Annotated in this window: 20 protein-coding genes; 15 read left to right on the top strand and 5 right to left on the bottom strand. The window is 63.7% G+C overall.

Features of this window, described 5'->3' with window-relative positions:
- Positions 1–64 precede the first annotated feature (64 nt).
- Entirely contained in the window at positions 65–352 is a 288-nt protein-coding gene (locus PMI04_RS04185) for a hypothetical protein (protein ID WP_157178075.1), read from the bottom strand.
- Positions 353–492: 140 nt separating this feature from the next.
- On the opposite strand from PMI04_RS04185, the gene PMI04_RS04180 reads away from it, so the two are divergent.
- The 9 genes from PMI04_RS04180 to PMI04_RS04140 all read left to right on the top strand — a co-directional run bounded on the left by PMI04_RS04180 (position 493) and on the right by PMI04_RS04140 (position 9,157).
- Positions 493–3,210, top strand: a complete 2,718-nt coding sequence (locus PMI04_RS04180) for a ribonuclease E/G (protein WP_037485477.1) — start codon at positions 493–495, stop codon at positions 3,208–3,210.
- A 149-nt stretch (positions 3,211–3,359) separates the two neighbouring features.
- Positions 3,360–4,706 carry a M48 family metalloprotease gene (locus tag PMI04_RS04175; protein WP_007705899.1) on the top strand — a complete coding sequence of 449 codons (1,347 nt, stop codon included), beginning with the start codon at positions 3,360–3,362 and terminating at the stop codon, positions 4,704–4,706.
- Positions 4,703–5,470: a DsbA family protein gene (locus PMI04_RS04170; protein ID WP_193378285.1), complete on the top strand. Its 768-nt coding sequence runs from the start codon at positions 4,703–4,705 to the stop codon at positions 5,468–5,470. The genes PMI04_RS04175 and PMI04_RS04170 overlap by 4 nt, the downstream gene beginning before the upstream one ends.
- 170 nt (positions 5,471–5,640) lie before the next feature.
- Complete coding sequence (gene rpmH / locus PMI04_RS04165) at positions 5,641–5,775, top strand: 50S ribosomal protein L34 (RefSeq protein WP_004210039.1); 135 nt, start codon at positions 5,641–5,643, stop codon at positions 5,773–5,775.
- Positions 5,776–5,807: 32 nt separating this feature from the next.
- Positions 5,808–6,209, top strand: coding sequence for a ribonuclease P protein component (rnpA, locus tag PMI04_RS04160; protein ID WP_007705907.1), 402 nt, complete (start codon positions 5,808–5,810; stop codon positions 6,207–6,209).
- On the top strand, positions 6,206–6,418 hold the full coding sequence (gene yidD / locus PMI04_RS04155; RefSeq protein WP_004210035.1) for a membrane protein insertion efficiency factor YidD: 213 nt from the start codon (positions 6,206–6,208) through the stop codon (positions 6,416–6,418). The genes rnpA and yidD overlap by 4 nt, the downstream gene beginning before the upstream one ends.
- 35 nt (positions 6,419–6,453) lie before the next feature.
- The gene (yidC, locus tag PMI04_RS04150) at positions 6,454–8,160 is read left to right on the top strand and encodes a membrane protein insertase YidC (protein WP_007705911.1); all 1,707 of its coding nucleotides are present in this window, start codon (positions 6,454–6,456) and stop codon (positions 8,158–8,160) included.
- A 41-nt stretch (positions 8,161–8,201) separates the two neighbouring features.
- Positions 8,202–8,849 (top strand): ribosome biogenesis GTP-binding protein YihA/YsxC, encoded by a 648-nt coding sequence (gene yihA, locus PMI04_RS04145; RefSeq protein WP_007705914.1) that lies wholly within the window; start codon positions 8,202–8,204, stop codon positions 8,847–8,849.
- A gap of 5 nt (positions 8,850–8,854) precedes the next feature.
- A complete protein-coding gene (locus PMI04_RS04140; protein ID WP_007705916.1) occupies positions 8,855–9,157 on the top strand; it encodes an alkylphosphonate utilization protein in 303 nt (100 codons plus the stop codon).
- A gap of 6 nt (positions 9,158–9,163) precedes the next feature.
- Here the strand turns inward: PMI04_RS04140 and PMI04_RS04135 are convergent, their stop codons facing one another.
- Positions 9,164–9,715: a 2'-5' RNA ligase family protein gene (locus tag PMI04_RS04135; protein ID WP_007705919.1), complete on the bottom strand. Its 552-nt coding sequence runs from the start codon at positions 9,713–9,715 to the stop codon at positions 9,164–9,166.
- Positions 9,716–9,835: 120 nt separating this feature from the next.
- Here PMI04_RS04135 and PMI04_RS04130 point away from each other — a divergent pair, with 120 nt between their 5' ends.
- Complete coding sequence (locus PMI04_RS04130; RefSeq protein ID WP_007705922.1) at positions 9,836–10,270, top strand: pyridoxamine 5'-phosphate oxidase family protein; 435 nt, start codon at positions 9,836–9,838, stop codon at positions 10,268–10,270.
- A 17-nt stretch (positions 10,271–10,287) separates the two neighbouring features.
- Positions 10,288–10,665, top strand: a complete 378-nt coding sequence (locus PMI04_RS04125; protein WP_081490987.1) for a DoxX family protein — start codon at positions 10,288–10,290, stop codon at positions 10,663–10,665.
- Positions 10,666–10,668: 3 nt separating this feature from the next.
- On the opposite strand, the gene PMI04_RS04120 is transcribed toward PMI04_RS04125, so the two are convergent.
- Positions 10,669–11,907, bottom strand: a complete 1,239-nt coding sequence (locus PMI04_RS04120; protein ID WP_007705927.1) for an aminotransferase class V-fold PLP-dependent enzyme — start codon at positions 11,905–11,907, stop codon at positions 10,669–10,671.
- Positions 11,908–12,042: 135 nt separating this feature from the next.
- Between PMI04_RS04120 and PMI04_RS04115 the strand changes: the two genes are divergently transcribed.
- Both PMI04_RS04115 and PMI04_RS04110 read left to right on the top strand, forming a co-directional pair.
- Entirely contained in the window at positions 12,043–14,091 is a 2,049-nt protein-coding gene (locus PMI04_RS04115; RefSeq protein WP_007705930.1) for a carbon starvation CstA family protein, read from the top strand.
- Positions 14,088–14,273: a YbdD/YjiX family protein gene (locus tag PMI04_RS04110; RefSeq protein WP_007705933.1), complete on the top strand. Its 186-nt coding sequence runs from the start codon at positions 14,088–14,090 to the stop codon at positions 14,271–14,273. Before PMI04_RS04115 ends, PMI04_RS04110 begins: the two co-directional genes overlap by 4 nt.
- On the opposite strand, the gene PMI04_RS04105 is transcribed toward PMI04_RS04110, so the two are convergent.
- Both PMI04_RS04105 and PMI04_RS04100 read right to left on the bottom strand, forming a co-directional pair.
- A complete protein-coding gene (locus PMI04_RS04105; protein WP_007705936.1) occupies positions 14,274–15,191 on the bottom strand; it encodes an XdhC family protein in 918 nt (305 codons plus the stop codon).
- 67 nt (positions 15,192–15,258) lie between these two features.
- Positions 15,259–15,927 (bottom strand): S24 family peptidase, encoded by a 669-nt coding sequence (locus tag PMI04_RS04100; protein ID WP_007705939.1) that lies wholly within the window; start codon positions 15,925–15,927, stop codon positions 15,259–15,261.
- Positions 15,928–16,042: 115 nt separating this feature from the next.
- Between PMI04_RS04100 and PMI04_RS04095 the strand changes: the two genes are divergently transcribed.
- On the top strand, positions 16,043–16,228 hold the full coding sequence (locus tag PMI04_RS04095; RefSeq protein ID WP_007705941.1) for a hypothetical protein: 186 nt from the start codon (positions 16,043–16,045) through the stop codon (positions 16,226–16,228).
- A complete protein-coding gene (locus tag PMI04_RS04090) occupies positions 16,225–16,596 on the top strand; it encodes a hypothetical protein (RefSeq protein WP_007705944.1) in 372 nt (123 codons plus the stop codon). The genes PMI04_RS04095 and PMI04_RS04090 overlap by 4 nt, the downstream gene beginning before the upstream one ends.
- Positions 16,597–16,627 lie beyond the last annotated feature (31 nt).

The raw sequence follows: 16,627 nt of genomic DNA, 5'->3' as shown, positions 1-16,627 counted from the left end.
CGGATTAAGCATCGGGCCTTGTATCGGGGTAAAATGAGACGGTTAACGGCCATTTCAGGATGAATCAGGAAATAGCCCCAGTCATATAGAAGACATAATCTTTTTGGGGACCGTTGCTCCCCGCCCCCATGACTGCTACCCCTTCATATTCCGGGAGGACCAACCATTTCAAAAAGGTTCTTTGCGGATCTTGATTATATACATCGGCGCGCGCCTGTCGCTCGAGCCGATGTTCAACAGGTTGACGCTGCATGAGGCATGATTTCCATTCCCCACTGACCCCGGTTCCGGGCGATGTGGCGTGGATGGTCCGGCCCGGCGCCTTTTCCGGCCCTGCCGACGCAGCAGACACGCACTTTTTCCTTCAAACCTGGACGATGCCGCCTCGCGCGCCGACCTCGGCGCGCGCACGGCCGTCCCTTCACTATCGCGTGGCGGCCCGGCTCAGTGCCTGCGGCCGCCTTCGCCGGAGAAACATAAATGACAATGCGTATGCTGATCGATGCGCGCCACCGGGAAGAGACCCGGGTCGCGGTCGTCAAGGGAAACCGGATCGAGGAATTTGACTTCGAATCCGCTGAGCACAAGCAGCTCAAGGGCAATATCTACCTCGCCAAGGTCACCCGCGTAGAGCCTTCGCTCCAGGCGGCCTTCGTCGATTATGGCGGCAACCGTCACGGCTTCCTCGCTTTCAGCGAAATCCACCCCGATTATTATCAGATCCCGCGCGAAGACCGCGAGGCACTGCTGCGCGAAGAGCGCGCGCATGCCGAAGAAGAGGCCGCCTTGCGTGCCGATTTCGACGAGGAAGATGAAGAGGGCGTCGAAAGCGAAGCTGCCGACGATGGCGTGGAAGTTGTCGTCGCTCCGCATCACCATGACGATGACGAAGGCGGCGAGGAAAATGCGGAAACCGAAGGCGGCAACGAGCGCGGCAATCGTCGCGGGCGCGGGCGCAGTCGTGGTGGCGACGACGCGGCCGACGAGTTGCGGCGCAAGCGCATGGCGTTGCGCCGCCGCTACAAGATCCAGGACGTCATCAAGCGCCGCCAGGTGCTGCTGGTCCAGGTCGTCAAGGAAGAGCGCGGCAACAAGGGGGCGGCGCTAACCACCTATTTGTCGCTGGCCGGCCGCTATTGCGTGCTGATGCCCAACACCAGCCATGGCGGCGGCATTTCGCGCAAGATCAGCAATGCGGCCGACCGCAAGCGGCTGAAGACGATCATCGCCGAAATGGCGCTGCCCTCGTCGATGGGCTGCATCGTGCGTACCGCCGGCCTGCAGCGCACCAAGCCCGAGATCAAGCGCGACTTCGACTATCTCGCCCGGCTGTGGGACGAGATTCGCGAAAAAACGCTCAAGGCCGCCGCGCCCGAGCTGATCCATAACGACAGCGACCTCATCAAGCGGGCGATCCGCGATATCTACAACAAGGATATCGAGGAAGTGATCGTCGAGGGCGAGCATGGCTATAAGGCCGCCAAGGACTTCATGAAATTGCTGATGCCCAGCCATGCCCGGCGGGTGAAGCAATATGCCGATGCGGTGTCGCTGTTCCAGCGTGCCAGCGTCGAGGACCAGCTGGCGGCGATGTACAACCCCGTCGTACAGCTCAAGTCCGGCGGCTATCTGGTGATCAACCCGACCGAGGCTCTGGTGTCGATCGACATCAACTCGGGCCGGTCGACCCGCGAGCATGGCATCGAGCAGACCGCCGTCGCCACCAATCTGGAAGCGGCGCGCGAAATCGCCCGCCAGCTGCGCCTGCGCGACATGGCCGGCCTGGTCGTCATCGACTTCATCGACATGGAGGTGAACTCCAACATCCGCAAGGTCGAGAAGGCGATGAAGGAGGCGCTGAAGGACGATCGTGCCCGCATTCAGGTCGGCCGCATTTCGGGCTTCGGCCTGATGGAAATGAGCCGCCAGCGTCTGCGCACCGGCGTGCTGGAAGCGTCGACCCGCCAATGCCCGCATTGCGAAGGCACGGGCCTGGTCCGCACCGCATCGTCGGCGGGCCTGGGCGCGCTGCGCATGCTGGAAGAAGAGGCCGCGCGCGGCCGTGGCAGCGTCATCACCCTGCGCGCCAGCCAGGAAGCCGCCTTCTACGTTCTCAACAACAAGCGCCGCGAGTTGGACGAAATCGAGCAGCGCTATGGCGTCGCCATCATTGTCCTGCCCGATGGCGAGATCGAGGGCGCCCGCATGTCGGTCGAGCCCAGCGGTCCGCGCCCCGAACGCGTCGTCACCTATGCCCCGCTTGCGGAGGAAGAGGATGACCTCGACGTGATCGAGGAAGAGGAAGAGGAAGAAGAGGTCGAGGAAGAAGCAGCACCGGAACGTCAGGAACGGAGCGAGCGCAACGACCGAGGCGAGGAACGCGAAGGTGGCCGCCGTCGCCGTCGCCGCCGTCGCCGTCGTGGCGGCCAGCGCGATGAATCGCATGGCGAAGCCAGCGAGGAAAATGGCGCCGAGGACGGTGAAGAAGACGAGGAAGCGGCCGAGGTCGAGACCGACGCTGACGCCGAAGCCGTTGCTGCCGAAACGGCTGTCGAAGGCGAAGACGAAGGTGGCAGCCGCCGTCGCGGTCGCCGTGGCCGTCGTGGTGGCCGTCGCCGCCGCGAAGGTGGCGAGGCTGGCGCCGAAATCGCTGTCGACGACAGCGCCGAACCGGTAAGCGAAGCCGAAGCGGCAGCCCCCGCCGAGGACGCGCCGGTTGCCGAAGCGCCGGTTGCGGAAGAAGCGCCGGCCGAGGACGCGCCCAAGACTCGCCGTCGCCCCCGCGCTCGCAAGGCCAAGGAAGCAGTTGCCGAACCGGCCGCTGCCGAAGCGACCGAAGCCTCCGCCGAAGCACCCGCCGTCGAAGCGGTTGCCGAGGAAGTGGTCGAAAAGCCCAAGCCCAAGCGCACCCGCAAGAAAAAGGCGGATGTCGAGGCGGAAGCCGCAATCGCCGCCGAAGCACCGGCCGTCGAAGCGGTTGCCGAGGAAGCGGCTGAAAAGCCCAAGCCCAAGCGCACCCGCAAGAAGAAGGTTGAACCGATCGCCGAGGAAGTCGCCGTCGTAGCAGCACCCGCCGCGACCGAAGCAGCCCCTGCGGTCGTCGAAACGCCGGCCGTCGAAGCCGTAACCTCCGAACCGAACGAGGAGGCCGAAGGCGAAGAAGGCGGCGAACCGCGCCGCGGCTGGTGGCAGCGCACCTTCGGCCAATAAGTCCAAGGCACAGGCCTGAATGAAAAACGCCGCCATCCAGCCCAAGGGGTCGGATGGCGGCGTTTTTCGTGGCTTCACTTGATGTTCAGGGCGAGAAGGACATAAATCGGACCAATGCCTGCTCCCCTCCCCCATCGAGGCTTTGCATGATGACACGGTGGTTGCGCCTTGCTGTGGTGCTGCTGGCGTCGCTGATGCTGATGGCGCGCCCGGCGCTGGCCCAGAGCATATTGCGCGATGCCGAGACCGAAGCCTTCATGGCCGACATGTCGGGCGACCTGGTCAAGGCGGCGGGCATGCAGCCGCGCAATGTCCAAGTGCTGGTCATCAATGATCCGGAGATCAACGCCTTCGTCGCGGGCGGCCAATATGTCTGGGTGCATAGCGGCCTCATCGCGCAAGCCGACAATGTGAACCAGTTGCAGGGCGTGGTCGCGCATGAACTGGGCCATATCGAGGGCGGCCACGTCATTCGCAACGACGGCATCAAGGAAGCGACCGGCATCACATTGTTGAGTCTGGTTCTGGGTGCGGCGGCGATCGCGGCCGGCGGCGCGGAAGCAGGCATGGGCTTGATGGGCCTGGGCCAGCAGGCCGCGATGACCAAATATCTGGCCTTCTCGCGCGCGCAGGAAAGCTCGGCCGACCTCGCCGGTGCACGCTATCTAAGCGTTGCGCATCTCAGCGGCCGGGGCAGCCTGGAATTCTTCAAGAAGCTGCAGAATCAGGAATATCGTCTCGCGATCCCGCAGGACAACAGCTATGGCCGCACCCACCCGCTGTCGGGCGAGCGCATCAATGTCCTTCGGGAGGTCTATACCGTCGATCCGGCATGGGACAATCCACCCAACCCGCAGCTGGAAGCGCGGTTTGAGCGGATCAAGGCGAAACTGATCGGCTTCGTGTCCGAGCCGCAGCAGACGTTGCTCAAATATCCCGAGAGCGACCAGACCATCCCGGCCCATTATGCCCGCGCCTATGCCTGGCATAAGAGCGCCTATCCGGACAAGGCGCTGAGCGAGGCTGACGCGTTGCTGGCCGCGGCCCCCCATGACCCCTATTTTTTGGAACTGAAGGGCCAGATCCTGCTCGAAAGCGGCCGCCCCGCTGATGCCATCGCGCCGCTACGCGAGGCCGTTGCCGAAACCCAGGCGCCCCTGATCGCGGTCCTGCTGGGTCACGCCCTGATCGCAACCGAAGATGACCGGAATTTCGCCGAGGCCGAAAGCGTGCTGCGCAATGCGATCGCACGAGACCGGGAGAATCCCTTCGCCTGGTACCAGCTCGGCGTCGTCTATGAGCATCGCGGTGACACGCCCCGCGCGGCACTCGCCAGCGCCGAGCGTTTTTCGATGATCGGTCAGGACAGCATGGCGCTGCGCAGTGCCGATGCAGCGATGCAGGGATTGAAGCCCGGCACGGTTGACTATCTGCGTGCGCAGGATATCGCGATGGTCTCGCGGGCTGCCGTCGAGCAGAAGCGGAAGAGAAGATGACAGATCAGACCCGGCCCAGCTTTCGTGCGGCCCTATCCAACAGGAAAATACAGATGACCCTGGGCGCCCTCGCCTTCCTTGCCGGCGCTGCCGGCACCGCGCTCGCCGTCCAGGCGCCCAGCAGTGTGGCCCCGACCGACAAGGCGGCGATCGAGAAGATCGTGCATGACTATATCCTCGACCATCCCGAGATCATCCCGCAGGCGATCGAGAAGCTGCAGGCCAAGCGGATGGAAGGCACGATCGATGCGAATCGCCAGACGATCGAGACGCCCTATGCCGGCGCCTGGGAAGGCGCGGCCAACGCCGACGTCACCGTGGTCGAGTTTTTCGACTATGCCTGCGGCTATTGCCGCGCCTCGCTGCCCGACCTGGCCAAGCTGGTCGGCGCCGATGCCAAGGTGAAGATCGTCTATCGCGAACTGCCGATCCTGTCGGACGAAAGCTCCGATGCCGCCAAGGTCTCGCTGCTGGCGGCCGAACGCAATCGCTACATGGCCTATCACAAGGCGCTTTATGGCGCCGGCAAGGTGACCCGCGAATCGATCATCGGCGCCGCCACCCAGGCCGGAATCAGCAAGGCCGATGCCGAAGCGGCGATGGCATCGAGCAAATATGATGCCGAGCTGCAGTCGAACATCGCGCTGGCCCAGAAGCTGCAGGCGAGCGGCACCCCAACCTTCGTCATCGGCAATCAAGTGCTGAACGGCGCTGTCGGCTATGATTCGCTGAAGGACGCGGTGACGAGCGCGCGCGGGAAATAGGGTCTGCATGGGCCACGGCCGGGATCGGCAAGGGATTCGGGGAAGCGGGCCGCAGCGCCATTGACTTCCCCGCCCCATTTCCCTATCGGACGGCCCCTGACTTGCGGTCGCCCCGTGTGGCGGCCCTTTTTTGTCATACCCGATTCTCTAGTTTGTTTGAGGAATGAACGATGAAGCGCACTTTTCAGCCGAGCAATCTGGTTCGGAAGCGCCGTCACGGTTTTCGCGCTCGCATGGCGACCCCCGGTGGCCGCAACATCATGCGCGCCCGTCGTGCCCGCGGCCGCAAGAGCCTGAGCGCCTGAGCGACCTGACGCCGCCGGCCGCGCCTGCCATCATGGGCAAGCGCGCGGATTTTCTGGCGGCGAATCGGGGCCGACGCGCGCCCATGCCGGGATTCGTCCTGCTGGTGCGTGAGCGCGGCGATGGCGATCCGGCGATGCGTATCGGCATCACGGTGACCAAGAAGATAGGCGGCGCTGTCATCCGCAATCGGATGAAGCGCCGTTTTCGCGTCCTGGCACGCGAACTGCTGCCAGTGCATGGCGTTGCGGGTGCCGACCATGTGCTGATCGGCCGTGCAGAGGGCGTGGAACGCGACTTCGCGCTGCTGCGCGGCGAACTGGAAAAGGCGCTGGGCAAGATATTGACCCGGCCCGAAAGCCAGGGTCGCCCGCCCCGCCGCAAGGGCGATACCCGTCCCGCGCCAACAGCCGCGAAAACCGGCAGCCCGGCATGATCGCCCGGCTGCTGATCCTGATCGCGCGCGCCTGGCAGCTCGGCCCTTCCCGCATTCTCCCCCCCACTTGCCGCTATGCCCCCTCCTGCTCGGAATATGCGATCCAGGCGGTCGGCAAATATGGTGCGATCAAGGGTAGCTGGCTGGGGTTCAAGCGGCTAATGCGTTGCCATCCATGGGGTGGTTCGGGCTATGACCCGGTCCCCTGAGACATTGACGAGTTTAGACGGCGGAGCCGAATAGCGTGGACGACAAGAAGAATATCATTCTGGCGGTGCTGCTGACCGGCGCGATCCTGTTCGGCTGGCCTTATATCTCGGAACATTTCTTTCCCGCTGCCAATCCGCCCGCGACCAAGATCGAGGGTGGCAAGACCACGCCGCTGACCCCGGCAGGCGAGGCGCCGGCACAGGATGCAACAACGGCGATCCGTGATCGCACGCTGGTGCTGAAGGAAAGCCCGCGCGTCGCGATCCGCACGCCCAAGCTGACCGGATCGATCAACCTGAAGGGTGCGCGCATCGACGATATCGTGCTGCCGACCTACAAGGAAACGATCGCCAAGGATTCGCCGGCAATCCGTCTCTACAGCCCCAGCGGCACCAAGGAGGCCTATTTCGCCGGCTTCGGCTGGCAGGGCGAGGGCATCAAGACCCCCGACGCCAACACTGTCTGGACTGCCAGTGGTAGCGAACTGACCCCCACCAGCCCGGTCACGCTGACCTGGAACAATGGGGCAGGCCAGAGCTTCGAGATCCGTTACGCGATCGACGAAAATTACATGATCTCTGCCGCGCAGAAGGTGTCGAACAGCGGCACCGGCACGATTGCGGTCAAATCCTTTGGCTATGTCAGCCGCGCGGCCCCCTCGGCCGATCCGGACACCTGGACGATCCATGTCGGCCCGATGGGCGTGTTCAACGGCGCAGCGAATTACGACGTGAACTACAAGGATCTCGAAAAGGGTCCGGCCAGCCAGAGCTTCCAGTCGACCGGCGGCTGGATCGGCTTCACCGACAAATATTGGCTGTCGGCGCTGATCCCCGACCAGAAGGATGCCTTCACCGGCCAGATGCGCAAGGGCGCCGGCACCCAGTTCCAGACCGACATCGCGCTGGCGCCGGTCATGCTCGCCCCCGGCAAGGCGGTGACGCAGACCAACCGCCTGTTCGTCGGCGCGAAGGAAGTGAAGACGCTGCAGGCCTATGAACGCGCCGGCGTACCACTGTTCGACCGCGCGATCGACTGGGGCTGGTTCTACTGGTTTGAACAGCCGATCTTCGCCCTGCTGCATTGGCTGTTCGAAACGCTTGGCAATTTCGGCGTCGCCATCATCTGCCTGACCTTCTGCGTCCGCGCCCTGATGTTCCCGGTCGCCCAGCGCCAGTTCGCCAGCATGGCGGCGATGCGCGCGGTGCAGCCCAAGCTGAAGGCGCTGCAGGAAAAATATAAGGACGACAAGCAGCAGCTGCAGCAGAAGATGATGGAGCTGTACAAGCAGGAGAAGGTCAATCCGCTGGCCGGCTGTCTGCCCATCTTCCTCCAGATTCCGATCTTCTTCGCGCTGTACAAGGTGCTACAGTTGACGATCGAAATGCGTCACCAGCCCTTCGTGCTGTGGATCAAGGATCTGTCCGCGCCCGACCCGCTGCACATATTGAACCTGTTCGGCCTGCTGCCCTTCACCCCGCCTTCGTTCCTGGCGATCGGTGTGCTGGCGCTGCTGCTGGGTATTTCGATGTGGCTGCAGTTCAAGCTGAACCCGGCCCAGATGGACCCGATGCAGCAACAGGTGTTCGCGATCATGCCATGGATGATGATGTTCATCATGGCACCGTTCGCCGCCGGCCTGCTGGTCTACTGGATTACCAACAACTGCCTGTCGATGGCGCAGCAATGGTGGCTGTACAAGCGCCATCCCGTGCTGAACACCGCGACGGCCACCAAGTAAGGACAAGGAAATCCTCCCCGAAAGGGGGGGATTTTTTCGATATGACAGAAGACGAAAACATCGCCCTGATCGAGGAAGCCCGCAAGATTTTTGCAGGGCCGATCAGCTTCCTCAAATCCGCGCCGACGCTCGACTATCTGCCCGACATGGCGGTGAACGAGGTGGCCTTTGCCGGCCGTTCCAATGTCGGCAAATCGTCGCTGCTCAATGCGCTGACCAACCGCAATGGCCTGGCCCGCACGTCGAACACGCCCGGACGCACGCAGGAGCTCAACTTCTTCGACGTCGGCGATCCGCTGCGCTTCCGCCTGGTCGACATGCCCGGCTATGGCTATGCCAAGGCGCCCAAGGACATCGTGCGCAAGTGGAAGTTCCTGGTGAACGACTATCTGCGTGGCCGCGCGGCATTGAAGCGTGCGCTGGTACTGATCGACAGCCGCCACGGCATCAAGGATGTCGATACCGACATGCTCGACATGCTGGACGGCGCGGCCGTCAGCTATCGCATCGTTCTGACCAAGGCGGACAAGATCAAGGCGAGCGAACTGGTCACCGTGACCCAGCGCACTGCGGATGCGATCCGCAAGCGGCCGGCCGCCCATCCTGACATCATTGCGACGTCGAGCGAAAAGGGCATGGGTATTCCCGAACTGCGCGCCGCCGTGCTTGAAGCCGTCAGCCAGGGCTGATCGCCATGACCGACGACGACTATGTCTATGACGAGGCAAGCGGCGAGTGGATCAGTGCCGCTGATGCGGCGGGCAAGGCCGATACCGCCGATGTGGTGGAAGTGCGCGATTCGGTCGGCAATCTGCTGGCCGATGGCGACCAGGTGACGCTGATCAAGGATCTGGTGGTCAAGGGTGCCGGCCAGACGCTGAAGCGCGGCACGCTGATCAAGTCGATCCGCCTGACCGGCGATGCGCAGGAAATCGATTGCCGCTATGACGGCATCAAGGGACTGGTGCTACGCGCAGAATTCGTGCGCAAGCGCTGAGCGCCATCAGAACAGGCTATATTGATCGCTGCCGCGCAGCGGCCATCGGCCCAGCATTTCATGATGGGTGTGGCCGACATGGCTGCATATCAATACGAAATCCTCGACCCGCCAGTGAAAGCCGCTGATCCGCTGGGTCGCCGGGGAAGCGTCGCGATAATAGAGCGTCTGGTGCGGGCTGAACTTCCAGTCCAGACGCGCCCCTACCCCTGCCCGCTTCATCGCGACGGCAATCTTGCGCTGTAAATCCTTGAGCGGCGGCAGCGCATGGCCCGGCCGCAATGCCGTGGAGCGTCCGCCCTCGCTGAGTTGATCGAGCGACAAGTTGAAAGGCTCGGCCATGATCGTGGTGAAGCTGCGATGCAGCGCCTTTACCAAAGTATAGGGATAGTCGCGCCAGTCGTCGGTGATCCCCATCGTGATATGTTGGTGCGCAGGACGGATGCGGTCTGCGTCGGGCGCGATCGTCTCGGCGAAATGATCGATCTGCCGCGTGATGATGGTCGGCGGCTTCAGCGCCACGATCAGGCGATAATGGGGCGCGGTGCGAGTAGACATAGCGAACCTCCTCCGAATCGGATCATTTGTTCACTATACGTTCTTTTTGTCTTGCTGACGAATCCGACGCATCCGAATCCGCTCTGTCGGCGTTGAACCGGGCAGAAGAGGAGAGCGACCATGGCCCACCAGACCATCGCCACCCTGGCAGACAAGATGCAGCATATCGATTTTGCGATGCTGTCGACCCATACCGAGGACGGCCAGATCGGCGCCCGGCCGATGAGCAACAACCAGGATGTCGCCTATGGTGGCGACAGCTATTATTTCACCACCGAAGACACGCTGATGGTAAAGGATATCGAGCGCGACCCGCGGGTCGGCCTGTCCTTTCATGGCAAGGGCGGTCTGTTGGGACAGTGCCCCCTGTTCATCGCAGTCGAAGGTCGCGCCGACCTGATCCGCGATCGCAGCGCCTTTGAAGCGCATTGGAACCCGGACCTGGAGCATTGGTTCGCACAAGGTGCGGACACGCCCGGCCTGGTGATGATCAAGGTCCATGCCGAACGCGCCCATTATTGGGACGGCGAGGATGAGGGCGAACTGGAGCTGTAGCCGTTACCGCGCGCGCCATCGCCCGCACCGTCCTGGCTCTTGCATATGCGATTGCGGGCGCCGCGCATCTGATGCGGCCGGCCGGTTTCGTGGCGATCACGCCGCATTGGGTGCCAGAGCCGCAGATTGTCGTCGCGCTGACCGGCATCGCCGAACTGGCCGGTGCCGTCGGGCTGATGATTCCGGCCACGCGCCGCGCCGCCGCGATTGCCCTGGCGCTCTACGCCCTGTGCGTCTGGCCCGCCAATTTCAACCATGCCCTGCATGACATCCCGCTGGGCGGCATGCATCTGAGCTGGTGCTATCATGGCCCCCGGCTGGCGCTGCAGCCGGTGATCATCTGGTGGGCGCTATGGGCCGGCGCGGTAATCGACTGGCCATTCCGCCGGCGATAGCGGTCAGACCTTCGCCAGCAGGTCCGCGATCAGGGCGATCTCGTCGGCGCTGTTATAGATATGGGGCGAGAAGCGGATGGTCGGCTTGCCGTCCGCCTTGGACGGGGCGACCACCACCTTGCCCTGCGTCCACAGATGGTCGCGGATCGCCAGTACGTCCTTGCCGGCAAAGGCCGGGGTGATCACCGGGCCTGTCAGCCCCTTGGTGGTCGTGCCGACCAGCTTCGCGCCGGGCAGGCGCAGCACCAAGTCGCGCATCTGGTCGCCGATGGCGAACGCGCGGCGCTCCACCTCCGCCTCGCCGATCGCGTCAAGCGCATCGAGCGTCGCATCGATCGCAATCAGCTTGGGATCGTCGCGCTGGCCGAGAATTTCATATTTCTGCGCGGTATCGAGATTCTTCTCGTCGGTCAGCCAATAGCCATGGCTGAGCATGATCGGCTGAAGCTGTGCCTGGCCTTCGCGCCGGACATAGAGGATGCCGCCCTCCAGCGGCCCCATCATCCATTTATGGGTGCTGCCCGAATAGGAATCGACGCCGAGCGCCGGCAGGTCGAGCCGCAGCCAGCCGAAGGTCTGGGCGCCGTCACCATGCAGCCAGATACCCTTTGGCCGGGTCAGCTGCGCGATCTGCGCCAGCGGAAAGATCATGCCGGTGACGTTCGACATGTGCGACAGGAAGATGGCGCGGGTACGCGGGGTGATGGCGGCCGCGAACTGATCGACCACCGTCTGGGCCGAGGTCGCATAGACCGGCACCGGCAGGATCTTGAGGAGCAGCCCCTCGCGCGCGGCGCGCAGCTTCCATGTCTCCAGGGTCGAGGGATGATTGTGATCGGTCAGGATCACCTCGTCCCCGGCCTTGAGCGCCAGGCCGCGCACCGCGACCGTGTTCGCCTCGCTGCTGTTACGGACGAGCGCGATTTCCTGTGCGCTGACGTTCATCCGCGTGCCCAGGCGCGCGCGCAGGGCATCGGCGGCGACCGGATATCTGGCGCGGAACTGCGGCGAGGGATTGGCCTGGAACGCCTGCGTCTCGCGCTCATGCGCGACGATCGCGCTGCGGAAGGCCGGTCCGATATTGGCGGCGTTGAAATAATGGATGTCGGGCGCCAGCAGCAACTGGTCGCGCATCGCATTGCCCGATGATGCCGCGCGCGCCGTCAGCGGCAGCGCTGCCCCCGCGACTGCCGCCGCCTGCAACAAGCCCCTGCGCGAAACGCCCTTGCCCCGGTCGGTCATGCGATGCCTCCTGCCCTGTTCACTCCGATGGACGAACGAGCGGCGGCAAATCCCCTAACCCCGACAAGCGGTTGTCTTTCGGGGGGAGCGGCCTAGTGTGGCGCCCAATCCCTATCCCGAACCCTTGAGAGAGCGATGACCCGGCACATTCCATGGATACTGACTGCGCTGGTGGGCGCGGTGTCGCTGGCGGTCGTCGCAGTCTCGCGCGGCGAAACGGTCAATGCGCTGTGGATCGTGGTCGCCGCCGTCAGCTGTTTCCTGGTCGCCTATCGCTATTATGCGCTGTTCATCGCGCGTGAGGTGATGCGGCTCGATCCAGCCCGGCCGACACCAGCGATCCGCCGTGCCGACGGGCTGGACTATGTGGCGACCGACCGCACCGTCCTGTTCGGCCATCATTTCGCCGCGATCGCCGGGGCGGGACCGCTGGTCGGGCCGGTGCTGGCGGCACAGATGGGCTATCTGCCCGGCACGCTGTGGATCATTGCCGGCGTCGTGCTGGCCGGTGCGGTGCAGGACTTCATGGTCCTGTTCATCTCCATGCGCCGCGACGGCAAGTCGCTGGGCGAACTCATCCGCATGGAAATGGGCCAGGTCGCCGGCGCCATCGCGCTGTTCGGCGCCTTCATGATCATGGTCATCATCCTGGCCGTGCTGGCGCTGATTGTGGTCAAGGCACTGGCGGAAAGCCCCTGGGGCATGTTCACCGTCGCCGCCACCGTGCCGCTGGCCATGGCGATGGGTGCCTATACGCGCTGGGTTCGTCCCGGCCGCATCGGCGAAGTGTCGATCCTGGGCCTGATCGGCCTGCTCGCGGCGATCGTCTATGGCCAGGCGATCGCCCAATCGCCGGTCTGGGGGCCGATCTTCACCTTCACCCCGGTGCAGCTCTGCTGGATATTGATCGGCTATGGCGCGGTGGCTTCGGTGCTGCCGGTCTGGCTGCTGCTGGCGCCGCGCGATTATCTGTCCACCTTCCTCAAGATCGGGGCGATCGCCGCGCTGGCGATCGGCATCGTCATCATGGCGCCGCCGCTCAAGATGCACGCCGTCACCCAGTTCGCTGCCGGCGGCGGGCCGGTCTGGTCGGGCGGCCTCTTCCCCTTCCTGTTCATAACCATTGCCTGCGGCGCGGTGTCAGGCTTCCACGCGCTGATCGCCAGCGGCACCACGCCCAAGCTGATCGCGACCGAGAGCGACGCGCCGCTGATCGGCTATGGCGCGATGCTGATGGAGGCATTCGTGGCGATCATGGCGCTGGTCGGCGCGTCGATCCTGGACCCGGGTATTTATTTCACGATGAACAGCCCGGCCGCCGTGATCGGCACCGATCCTGCCAGCGTGTCCGCCGCCGTCACCGCCATGGGCTTCCCGATCAGCCCGGACCTGATCGCCCAGACGGCCAGGGATGTCGGCGAGCACACGATCATCAGCCGGGCCGGCGGCGCACCGACCCTGGCGGTCGCGATGGCGGAAATCTTCAGCCATGTGTTTGGTGGCCCGGCGATGAAGGCCTTCTGGTATCATTTCGCCATCCTGTTCGAGGCGCTGTTCATCCTGACCGCCGTCGATGCCGGCACCCGCGCCGGCCGCTTCATGCTGCAGGATCTGATCGCGCTCGCCGTGCCGAGCTTCAAGGACAGCAAGAGCCAGTTGCCCGGCTTCATCGCCACGGGCCTGTGCGTCGCGGCATGGGGCTTCTTCCTCTATCAGGGCGTAACCGATCCGCTGGGCGGGGTGAACACGCTGTGGCCGGTATTCGGCATTTCCAACCAGATGCTCGCGGCGATCGCGCTGATGCTGGGCACCGCCGTGCTGTTCCGCATGAAGCGCGACCGCTTCGCCTGGGTGACGATGGTGCCCGCCGCCTGGCTGCTGATCTGCACGCTGTCGGCCGGCTTCCTGAAACTGTTCTCGGCCGATGCGAAGGTTGGCTTCCTGGCCCATGCCGCCAAATATAGCGCCGCCCTCGACAAGGGCGAGGTGCTGGCGCCGGCCAAGGCGATGGCGGAAATGCGCCAGATATTGTTCAACGATTATGTCGATGCCGGGCTGGTCGCGATCTTCCTGGCGGTCGTCCTGTCGCTGCTGGTCTTCACCGTCCGCACCTGCGTTGCCGCGCGGCGCATTCCAGCCGCGACCGCGCGCGAGATTCCGGCGCAATTGGTCACCGCGCCATGAGCCCGTTCCTGCAAACACTGCGGCGCATGCTGCATCTCATGGTCGGCCAACCCGACTATGACACCTATCTACACCACATGCGTGAGCAGCATCCCGGCCACGCGCCGATGGACCGCATCACCTTCTTCCGTAATCGGCAAGAGGCGCGCTATGGCGGCAAGAATGGCGGAAAATGCTGCTAATCAGCGCTTGGCGTTGAAGCCTGCGATCATGCCGGCGCAAATCGACAGGGCGATCTCCGCCGCGCCGGTCGCGCCGATGTCGAGCCCGGCCGGACCGTCAATCCGTGCCAGATCCGCCGGTTTCATGCCCTGCATCGCCAATCGATCCAGTCGCGCGGCATGGCTGCGGCGCGATCCTAGCGCCGCGACGTAGCCGGTCGGCGCGTTCAGTGCCGCCAGCAGCGCGGGATCATCAATCTTTATGTCGTGGCTCAGGGTCACCACCGCCGTGGATTCGCCCGGATGCCGTGTCGCGATCGCCTCGTCCGGCCAGCGATCATCCAGTTCGATGCCAGGAAAACGCTCTGCCGTCAGGAAACGTCCGCGCGGATCGATGATCACCGGGGCAACGTCGATCGCCTGCGCCAGCGCCGCGAGCGACTGAGCAATCTGCACCGCGCCGACAATCAGCAACTGTCTGGGCGGATCATAACGGTTGATGAACCGCCCCTCGCCCTCTCCTTCCTGCGTCAGGCCGCTTTCCAGGTCGGTCGATAAAGTCAGCGCCCGTCCCCGCGCGCTTTCCGTCGCGATCCGGTCGAACAGCATCGGGGCAAAGCCTTCGTCTCCAACTGGCTGCACAAGTACCTGAATCTCGCCGCCACAGGGCAGCCCGACCTCCCAGGCGTCACCGTCAGCCACGCCATAGCGCTCGACATGACCCGGGCGTCCGGCGATCACCTCGGCAGCGCGCTGCAACACGTCGGTCTCGACACAACCGCCCGAGATACTCCCCTCCAGCCGGCCATCCTGATGCACAAGCATATGGCTGCCGCGCGGCCGCGGCGCCGATCCCCAGGTGGACACAACCGTCGCCAGCGCCATCGGCGCGCCGCGCCATTCGATCGCCTTGCGGATCACCGCCCCATTGTCGTTCACAATTGCCTCTTCCTGTCCCTCGTGGAGATAGAGCGAGTCACGCGCCTGTAAAGGGAGGGATGATGTATCAGGCCAGTCTCCGCCCGGTCCACACCACCCGGCCCACGATCGCCACCATCGCAGGATCGATATCGGCCCAGTCGGGATAATGGGGATTGTCGCTCAATACACTGAAGCGACCGCGTAACGGCCCCGTTGCGATCCGTTTGACCATCAACACCCCGTCAAGCCGGAGCACATAGACACCGTCGCGCAAGCGGGAAGCATCATCCTCATGATCGACCATGATGTCATCGCCATCCGTCAGCGTCGGCGCCATCGATTCACCATCCACGCGAATGATCGACGCGCGCTGCGGCCGTACACCCAGATTGCGGAGCCATTGGGCGTCGAACGCCATCACCCCCGCCGCGCGCTCATCCTCGTCCAGCGACCCGGCGCCGGCGGATGCACCAAGTGCCAGGCGTGGCACCGCAACGACCATCGGCAAACCGCGGGACCGCGTTACTGGCGCGATACGCGCTGGGACGCTGCCCAGCGCCGTTTCAGCGACACCAAAATAGCGAGCAAGGATGCGGCGATCTTCCTCGTCCAGCTTGCGCGGCGTACCGCGTTTGATGAACTGCTGAATATAGGCCGGGTTACGGCCAATCAATCGGGACAGATCGGCATAATTTTCTCCACGCTCGGCGATCAACCGATCCAGTGCGGCACGGGGATCCTGTGGTTCATCCATGTTACATCCATAATGATAGGAATTTTCCTAGACAAGTAGGAAAATGAATATGAAATAGGGAAATACCTATTGATTCGCAGGGGGCGAATCGGATCGACAGAGGAGGATTCCGGCGATGCTGCTGCGCACGATCGAGAAATTTCTGCATGAACAAAATATCGCTGCCACCCGCTTCGGCCGGGAATCTGTACGCGATCCGCGCCTGGTCCACGACATACGTCATGGACGCGAACCGGGAGAACGGGTGAAAAGACGGATAGAACATTTCATGAACGAATATCGCAGGAGTGCCGGTCAATGACAAGCGCTGATGGCATTTTCAATCGTTCAAACCTGGTCCAAAATAAAGGAATAGGAAATCGCCAAGTCGATCCCCTGCCTCGACTGCTGGCACAAATCGCCGATCGCATCGGCATGCCGCTCACCATCAGGCAGGCAAGCAGCCGCCCCTGGGCAAGCGCGCTGTTCGAGGGCCGGCGCCATGTCATGCTGTTGGGTATCGAGGGCCAGGACGCGACGACGCGCCGGGATCATTTCATACGGGGGCTTGAAGACGTGGAATGGAAGCTGCCGGGGCACTTCGTCGCCGATATCACGGTCGACGACAGCCGGCCGGGTACGGACGGGATATGGATTGAACTCTCCGCCCTCACAATCGAGGACTGGTAGCATCGGCGCGATCAACGCCGATGCAATGATG

Origin of the sequence: Sphingobium sp. AP49 (assembly GCF_000281715.2) — a bacterium.
Lineage (GTDB): Bacteria > Pseudomonadota > Alphaproteobacteria > Sphingomonadales > Sphingomonadaceae > Sphingobium.
The sequence above is the reverse complement of the archived record's forward strand: the minus strand, read 5'-3'. Positions and strand labels throughout refer to the sequence as shown.